The organism is Streptomyces sp. A0592 (assembly GCF_004795115.1).
In the GTDB taxonomy this organism is placed as follows: domain Bacteria; phylum Actinomycetota; class Actinomycetes; order Streptomycetales; family Streptomycetaceae; genus Streptomyces; species Streptomyces erythrochromogenes.
The window spans coordinates 246808-253778 of record NZ_SSBM01000010.1 but is presented as its reverse complement, the minus strand read 5'-3'; the positions used below and the strand labels follow the sequence as shown (position 1 = coordinate 253778).

The following is a 6971-nucleotide window of genomic DNA, read 5'->3' as shown; positions in this document are numbered from 1 at the left end:
CCGGCGTGGGCGTCAGTCTCAGGCGGGAACGATGTTCTCGGCCTGCGGGCCCTTCTGGCCCTGCGTGACGTCGAAGGTGACCTTCTGGCCTTCCTGGAGCTCACGGAAGCCGGAAGTGGCGATGTTCGAGTAGTGGGCGAAGACGTCCGCGCCGCCACCCTCCTGCTCGATGAAACCGAAACCCTTTTCCGCGTTGAACCACTTCACGGTGCCGGATGCCATGCGCGTTCTCCTTTGGGGCAGTGCCCGGGCCGCACTGTGCGGACCCGGCGTCGCCGAGATGATTGCCCCGACCGGAAATCGAACCGGAAATGAAAAGTGCACCCACCGGAAAATCAGGTGAGAGCACTTGTAAGCTTTTTGGGGACCACAACCGCAACTGGCGTCACCGTAGCACAGTGGTAACCGGCGGGCCGGGAAGGCATTTCCGGGCCGATCGTTTCGGCGTCGCGCCATCGGATATCCGGTCCTGAAATCCCATGAGCGGTAATACGGCCATGTGTTCATTCGTTCATTAGTTCGTGCGTTCATGTGGTCAGGAGCCGATGCGCAGCAGGGCGAGGGTGATGTTGTCGGGTCCTCCCGCGTCGATCGCGGCCTTCCACAGCTCGAAGGCGGCCCTGCCGTCGTCGTGCACCCGCAGCAGTTCCTCGATCGTCCCGTCCGGCACCGGGTCGGTCAGCCCGTCACTGCACACCAGATAGCGGTCGCCCTCCGCCAGGGCGAAGGTCTCGACGTGCGGGGTGATCGCACTGTGGCCGCGGCTGCCGCCGAGCACCTGGGTGACGGCGGAGGTGGTGCGGTGCCCGGGCACCGGGGGCGGGCTGTCGTCCACGCTCACCTGGTGCAGGCCGTCGCGCGCCGCGTGGAACACCTTGCTGTCGCCGACGTTGAAGGCCAGCAGCGACTCGGCGAGGACGAGGGCGCCCGCGACCGTGGTCCCCATCGCGGTCAGGTCCGGCCGGCCGTCGGCGGCCGAGTACACCGCGTCGTTGCAGAGCTGCAGCGCGTCGCCGACGGCCTGCGCGCAGTCCAGCGAGGGGCCGAGCGAGGAGAGCTGGCGCACCACGAGCTCGCTGGCCACCTCCCCGGCCGGCTGCCCGCCGAGCCCGTCGGCGACCGCGACGACGAGCGGTCTGCCGAAGGGGAACACCAGCGTCTGGGGGTTCTGGGTCACGGTCCCGCACAGGGTCCACGGCCCGATGACGAGACTGTCCTCGTTGTGCTCGCGGACCAGCCCGACATGGCTCAGGGCGGTCACAGCTATGTACGTCACCTCGTCGTCCCGCCTCTCCGCAACGGCACCGGCAGACGCGTCCTCGCCACCATTGTCGCGCCGCCCCGGCATGCGGGGCGCGGTCTGCCGGAGCACGCTGGTCCTGGAGCTGCCTGTCCCCCGACGGCGGCCGGGTCAGGAAGGACTGCCGCAGATGTTCGCGAGGCTGAGCACCTACCAGGGATCACCCGTCCCCGCGGAGGGGGACCTGGTCGCGCATTCGGAGGAGATCGTCCGGCAGGTGCAGGACGCACCGGGATTCCGGGGCGTCTACTACCTGGTCGACCGGGCCACCGGGGAGGCCAAGTCGCTGACCCTGTGGGAGGACGAGCGGAGTATGCAGGACAGCGAGGAACTCGCCCACCGGATCCGCGAGGAGACCGCCCGGCGGGAAGGCCAGCACGTGGTCGGGGTCCGGCACTTCGAGGTGGGCTTCAGCCATCTGGAGCCGTAGCGGCAGCACCCTGCGCACGCGTCTCGGCGCGGCGTGAGAGCGAGGTACGAGGGACGAGGAGCGATGGTCATGGGCAAGCTCTCGATCGACCAGCTGCGAGAACGCGTACGCGGGACGGTCGTCACCCCCGACGACGACGCCTACGAGGAGGCGCGCGCGGTCAACAACGCCATGATCGACCGGAGGCCGGCCGCCGTCGTGCGGTGTGCCAACGCCGGCGACGTCATGGCGGCGGTCGACTTCGCCAGGGAGAACGGGCTGGACCTCGCCGTCCGCGGCGGCGGTCACAGCGTGCCCGGCTTCGGCACCTGCGACGACGGCGTGGTCGCCGACCTGTCCGGGATGCGCGGGGTCCGCGTCGACGCCGCGCGCCGCACGGCGCGCGCGGAGGGCGGCGCGACCTGGGGCGACTTCAACGCGGCGACCTACGCCTACGGGCTGGCCACCACCGGCGGGATCATCTCCACCACCGGCGTCGGAGGGCTCACCCTCGGCGGCGGCATCGGCTACCTGTCCCGCGGCCTGGGTCTGAGCTGCGACAACCTGATCTCCGCCGATGTGGTGACGGCGGACGGCCGGGTCGTCGTGGCCAGCGAGGAGGAGAATCCCGACCTCTTCTGGGCGCTGCGCGGCGGCAGTGGGAACTTCGGCGCGGTGACCTCGTTCGAATACCGGCTCAGCCCGGTCAAGGACATCTACGGCGGACCGATGCTCTTCGAGCTGGACGACGCGGCGACCGTGCTGCGGTCCTTCGCCGAGTACATCGCCGACGCCCCCGAGCAGCTCGGCGGCTTCCCCGCCTTCCAGCTCGCCCCGCCGCTGCCGTTCATCCCGGCGGACCGGCACGGCGATCCCTTCGCGCTGATCGTGGCGTGCTGGGCCGGGCCGCTCGACGAGGGGGAACGGGCCCTGCAGGCCTTCCACGACTTCGCCCCGGTGGTGGCGGAGCACGTCGGCCCCATGCCGTACCCGGCGCTCAACAGCGCCTTCGACGCGCTCGTGCCGCCCGGCCTGCAGCACTACTGGAAGGCCAACTTCGTCACCGAGCTGACCGACTCCGCGATCGAGGCGCACCTGGTGCACGGTCCGAAGCTGCCCGCCGTGAACTCGACGGTCCACATCTACCCGATCAACGGCGCCTGCCACCGGGTCGGAGCGGACGAGACGGCCTTCGCCTACCGCGACGCCAACTTCGCCACCGTCATCGCCGGGATGTGGCCGGACCCCGCGGACAACGACGCGAACATCGCCTGGGTCCGCGACTACTACGAGGCCACCGCCCCGCACTCGGAGGAGGGCGGCTACATCAACTTCATGGCCGAGGACGACCAGAGCCGGATCAGGGCCAACTACAAGGGGAACTACGACCGCCTGGCCGAGGTGAAGCGGACGTACGACCCGGGCAACCTCTTCCACCTGAACCAGAACATCCAGCCCGCCGCCTGAGGCGGTGCGGATGCGGAGAATATCCGCTTGTGCATAGTTTGTCGTAGTACTGGATGGTCCCGTACACCTGGTTTGCCCTGATCGAGGAAGGCCCCTCCATGAAGCGTTTCCCGGTGGTCGGTGTGCTCTGCCTGAGCGCGGTGTTCGGCCTCAGCGCGTGTTCCGACGACAGTTCCTCCCCCGCCGAGGAGGCCACCGAGGCCGCGGCCGACCTGTGCACCGACCTGAACGCCCTCAAGGCCGACAACGCCAAGCTGAAGGCCCTGAACCCCGCCGTCGCGACCAAGGACCAGATCAAGGACGCCTACGACGCGGTCCAGCAGGACTGGGAGGACGTCAAGGAGAACGCGAGCAAGCTGAAGGACGCGGAGCGCCAGGCGGTCCAGTCCGCCGCCGAGAACCTCAAGAAGGGCTACGAGGACCTGCCGGGCGACACGACCGGGAAGGACGCGCTCACCCAGCTGCAGCCCCAGATCCAGTCGCTGGACCAGGCCACGACGGCTGCCGCCGCGGGTCTCAAGTGCTGACGACCGCGTGACCGGCTCCCTCCGCGCAGAAGACCCCGTCCGGCTCCCGGCGGGGTCTTCGTCTGCCTGCCGGTTCAGGTCTCGTCGTCGTCCGGGAACAGCGGCGGATGTTCCCGCCTGCGCATCCCGACCCTGACGGCGCCGAAGAGGGCCTTGGCCATCACGCCGACCACGATCAGGTCGGCGATCATCTGCACGGTGGTCAGCACGCGCCCGGTCCCGGTGGTGGGGGTGATGTCGCCGAAGCCGACGGTCGCGAACACCGTGACGGTGAAGTACATGGCGTCCGTGCGGTTCAGCGGCTCCGAGAAGGACGCCGGCACGCTTTCGGCGAGCAGGAAGTACGTGGCGGAGAAGATCACCAGGAACAACGGCACGGCGGTGGCCAGGGCTTCGAGGGCGCGCAGCCGCGGATACTCCGCATGGGTGATGGCGGCGGTCTGCCAGGCCGTCAGCAGGCCGAAGGCGACGAGCCCGAGCAGGAGCGTCACGACGGTCCCGACACCGAACCCGCCGTCCAGGGGCGCCGCGTAGTACAGCGCCGTCAGCAGGACCACCGAGGCCGTCGAGCGCAGGGCGGAGCCCAGGACGGCGCTTCGGCGGCGGCGGGCTGCGTTGCGTTCCATGCCTTCAGGAGAACGCTAGGGAACCCATCCGGCGACCGGAGCCCCGGTAGCCGCCGGGGCTCAGCTCGTGAGGTCGTAGAGGCTCCTGCCGACCAGCCACAGGCCGAGGGCGAGGCAGGCGAAGACGATGGCCGGGTCCTTGTGGTCCGACAGCCAGGACCGCAGGCCCGTCAGTACGAGCGCGGCCCGCTCGGGTGCGAACACCATGTACAGCTCCATCGCCAGCAGGGTGGCGGAGGCGAGCAGGCAGAAGCCGAACAGGGCCAGGAACGTGCTGCTCTGGGAGAGGTCCGCCTCGACGACGGTGGCGGCGGCCGCGCCGACCATGCCCCACGGCTGCAGGAGCACCGCGAGTCCGGCCGCCGACCATGCGGATGCCTGGTCCATGCGGGACGTGAGGGCGTGCGAGTCCCCCGAGGGAGCGGCCGTCCCGGGAGCCCGCCGGCGCCGATACTCGGCGTAGGCGACCAGCCCGATGCCGAGGGCCAGGCGGAGCACCAGGCCGGCGGTGGCCGGGGGAGAGCGGGGCGGCGGGGGCTCCCCACCGGTCAGGAACATCACGACGGCGATCACGGCGACGAGGCAGCCGAACCAGGCCAGGATGAAGGCCAGTCCCTTCCACAGGCCGCGGGGCGCCGACACCACCAGCACGAACGCCATGATGGGCAGCGGATAGAGCGTGATGATCAGCCCGATGACGAGCAGGTCGAGCACCATCGGCTTTTTCCCGTCGGTGGATCGGCCCCTTCCTCGGGAACCGGGAAGGGAATGCTCATGCGCCCATGGTCGCGCCGTCCCGCGTACGGGTGCAAAAGATGCCCCATTCGCTCGGCATGCGGAGTAACGGACCCGCCTGTATCAATGAAGTACCACGTGCATGATCGGAGTCGGGCATGGATGACTATCCGCTTCTCAACCTCTTCTGGACGATGCTGTGGTTCTTCCTCTGGGTGATGTGGTTCTTCCTGCTCTTCAAAGTCATCACGGACATTTTCCGTGACCACAGCCTGCACGGCTGGGGGAAGGCGGGCTGGCTCATCCTCGTGCTGCTGATCCCCTTCATCGGAGTGTTCATCTACGTCATCGCGCGCGGCCGCAGCATGCACGAGCGCGATGCGAAGCAGATCAAGGAGAACGAGGCGGCGTTCCGCAGTTACGTCCAGCAGGCGGCCGGGAGCGGCGGTGGCGGCGGCAGCGCGGACGAGCTGAGCAAACTCTCCGCGCTCAAGGACAAGGGCGACATCAGCCAGGAGGAGTTCGAGCGGGCCAAGGCCAGGATCCTGGCCTGAGCCGCACCGGTCCGGCGGGCCCCGCCCCACCCGGGGCGGGGCCCGCCGGACTCATTCGTGCTCCGGCCGGTCACCCGGTGCGTCGGGTACGCGGCCGCCGGCCGCCAGCAGGGCCAGTACGGCGAGCACCACGAGCAGGATCAGCACCAGCAACAGCACCGTCAGCACGGTCGGGTGGTTCCACAGCGCGAACACGAGCGCGATGACGAGGAGCGCGCCCACGGTGAGCGCGTGCCGGTGGGCCTCCACCCACCGGCCGGCGCCGCCGGTGTGCACCCCGTGCCCGGCGCCCCAGAGCGCCGCGGAGTCGGCCGTACGGTCGGCCCTGCCGCGCATGCCGCGCGGCAGACGGCCGGCGCCGGAGAGGTAGGCGCCGAGCGCCACGACGATCCCGAGGACGATCGCGGTCCGCAGACTGACCCGGAGGAAGCGCACCAGCGTGTCGAAGACGGCCGCCGCCGCCTCCGGGGACTGGACCTCCGCGGGAAGGTTGTCGAGGTAGTAACGGCGGCCCACGACCAGGGCGATGGCGACCAGCAGGCAGGCGAACGCGGCGCACAGCGCGGTGGTCACCAGGGCCCGGCGGCGGCGCCGGGCGAGCAGCACGCCGGCCGCGCCGAGGACGACCGTGATGATGGGCAGCCAGTTGCCGAGGACGTCGAGCAGGTGCACCGCGCCCCTGATCTGCCCCAGCTTGTCGTTGTGGAAGAGCACCATCTGCTTGTCGACCTCGGGGATCTTCTCCGCCGGGGAGACCCCGGCGGCCACGAGCTCTTCCTTGACCTTGTCGACGGCCTCGCCGACGTCGAGGGTGACGGTGCCGCCGTCGACCCCGACCGCCCCGCGGCCCTTGCCGGTGAGCGCGTGCACCACGGCGTTGTGGGCGGCGCGGTTGGCCACGGTCCACACGTTCTCGAACCGGTCGCTCTCCACGAACCGGGTCGCCACCTTGGAGACGACCTGGTCGGCGGCCGAGTCCAGCTGCGGACCCAGCGCCTTGACCGCAGCGCCCACGCGCGGCGGCAGCCCCTGGGACTCCAGCCACTTCGCCAGGTCGGCCGTGACCTGGGAGCCGTCCACCTTGACGTCGGCCGCCTTCGTGATGCGGTGGACGGCCGCCTGCTCGATCGCCGGGTTCGAGGCGAGCGGCTTGACCGTGGAGACGTACCGGTCGGTGTCCAGCACGATGTCGTGCACCCACACGGTGAGCAGGGAGACGGGTACGAAGATGCAGGTCAGCGTGATCAGCACAGCCGAGAGGGTGCTCTTCGCGATCCGGCCCCCGCGGGATCCGCCGCCCGCGGCGGCGGTCGGTCGGGAGGGCGGCGCCGCACCGGGCGGATCGCCGGGTGA

General features: G+C 70.0%; 9 protein-coding genes. 4 read left to right on the top strand and 5 right to left on the bottom strand.

The genetic code is table 11. The features are described from left to right. Nucleotides 1-18: 18 nt before the first annotated feature. The gene (locus E6U81_RS17575) at nt 19-222 is read right to left on the bottom strand and encodes a cold-shock protein (RefSeq protein WP_030030412.1); all 204 of its coding nucleotides are present in this window, start codon (nt 220-222) and stop codon (nt 19-21) included. Between the two features lie 313 nt (nt 223-535). Continuing rightward, nucleotides 536-1276: a protein phosphatase 2C domain-containing protein gene (locus E6U81_RS17570; protein WP_136231007.1), complete on the bottom strand. Its 741-nt coding sequence runs from the start codon at nt 1274-1276 to the stop codon at nt 536-538. A 154-nt stretch (nt 1277-1430) separates the two neighbouring features. On the opposite strand from E6U81_RS17570, the gene E6U81_RS17565 reads away from it, so the two are divergent. From E6U81_RS17565 to E6U81_RS17555, 3 genes are all read left to right on the top strand, one after another. Continuing rightward, nucleotides 1431-1730 carry a hypothetical protein gene (locus tag E6U81_RS17565; protein WP_136231006.1) on the top strand — a complete coding sequence of 100 codons (300 nt, stop codon included), beginning with the start codon at nt 1431-1433 and terminating at the stop codon, nt 1728-1730. Nucleotides 1731-1799: 69 nt separating this feature from the next. Then, nucleotides 1800-3176, top strand: coding sequence for an FAD-binding oxidoreductase (locus E6U81_RS17560; protein ID WP_136231005.1), 1377 nt, complete (start codon nt 1800-1802; stop codon nt 3174-3176). A gap of 98 nt (nt 3177-3274) precedes the next feature. Continuing rightward, nucleotides 3275-3703, top strand: a complete 429-nt coding sequence (locus E6U81_RS17555; protein ID WP_136231004.1) for a hypothetical protein — start codon at nt 3275-3277, stop codon at nt 3701-3703. A 74-nt stretch (nt 3704-3777) separates the two neighbouring features. Here E6U81_RS17555 and E6U81_RS17550 read toward each other — a convergent pair whose 3' ends face one another. Together E6U81_RS17550 and E6U81_RS17545 are read right to left on the bottom strand one after the other, a co-directional pair. Then, a complete protein-coding gene (locus tag E6U81_RS17550) occupies nt 3778-4329 on the bottom strand; it encodes a potassium channel family protein (protein WP_136231003.1) in 552 nt (183 codons plus the stop codon). A 60-nt stretch (nt 4330-4389) separates the two neighbouring features. After that, a complete protein-coding gene (locus E6U81_RS17545) occupies nt 4390-5046 on the bottom strand; it encodes a GAP family protein (RefSeq protein ID WP_136231002.1) in 657 nt (218 codons plus the stop codon). A gap of 176 nt (nt 5047-5222) precedes the next feature. Here E6U81_RS17545 and E6U81_RS17540 point away from each other — a divergent pair, with 176 nt between their 5' ends. Continuing rightward, complete coding sequence (locus E6U81_RS17540; RefSeq protein WP_136231001.1) at nt 5223-5618, top strand: SHOCT domain-containing protein; 396 nt, start codon at nt 5223-5225, stop codon at nt 5616-5618. 51 nt (nt 5619-5669) lie between these two features. Here E6U81_RS17540 and E6U81_RS17535 read toward each other — a convergent pair whose 3' ends face one another. Then, nucleotides 5670-6869, bottom strand: coding sequence for a hypothetical protein (locus tag E6U81_RS17535; protein WP_240803869.1), 1200 nt, complete (start codon nt 6867-6869; stop codon nt 5670-5672). Nucleotides 6870-6971: the final 102 nt, after the last annotated feature.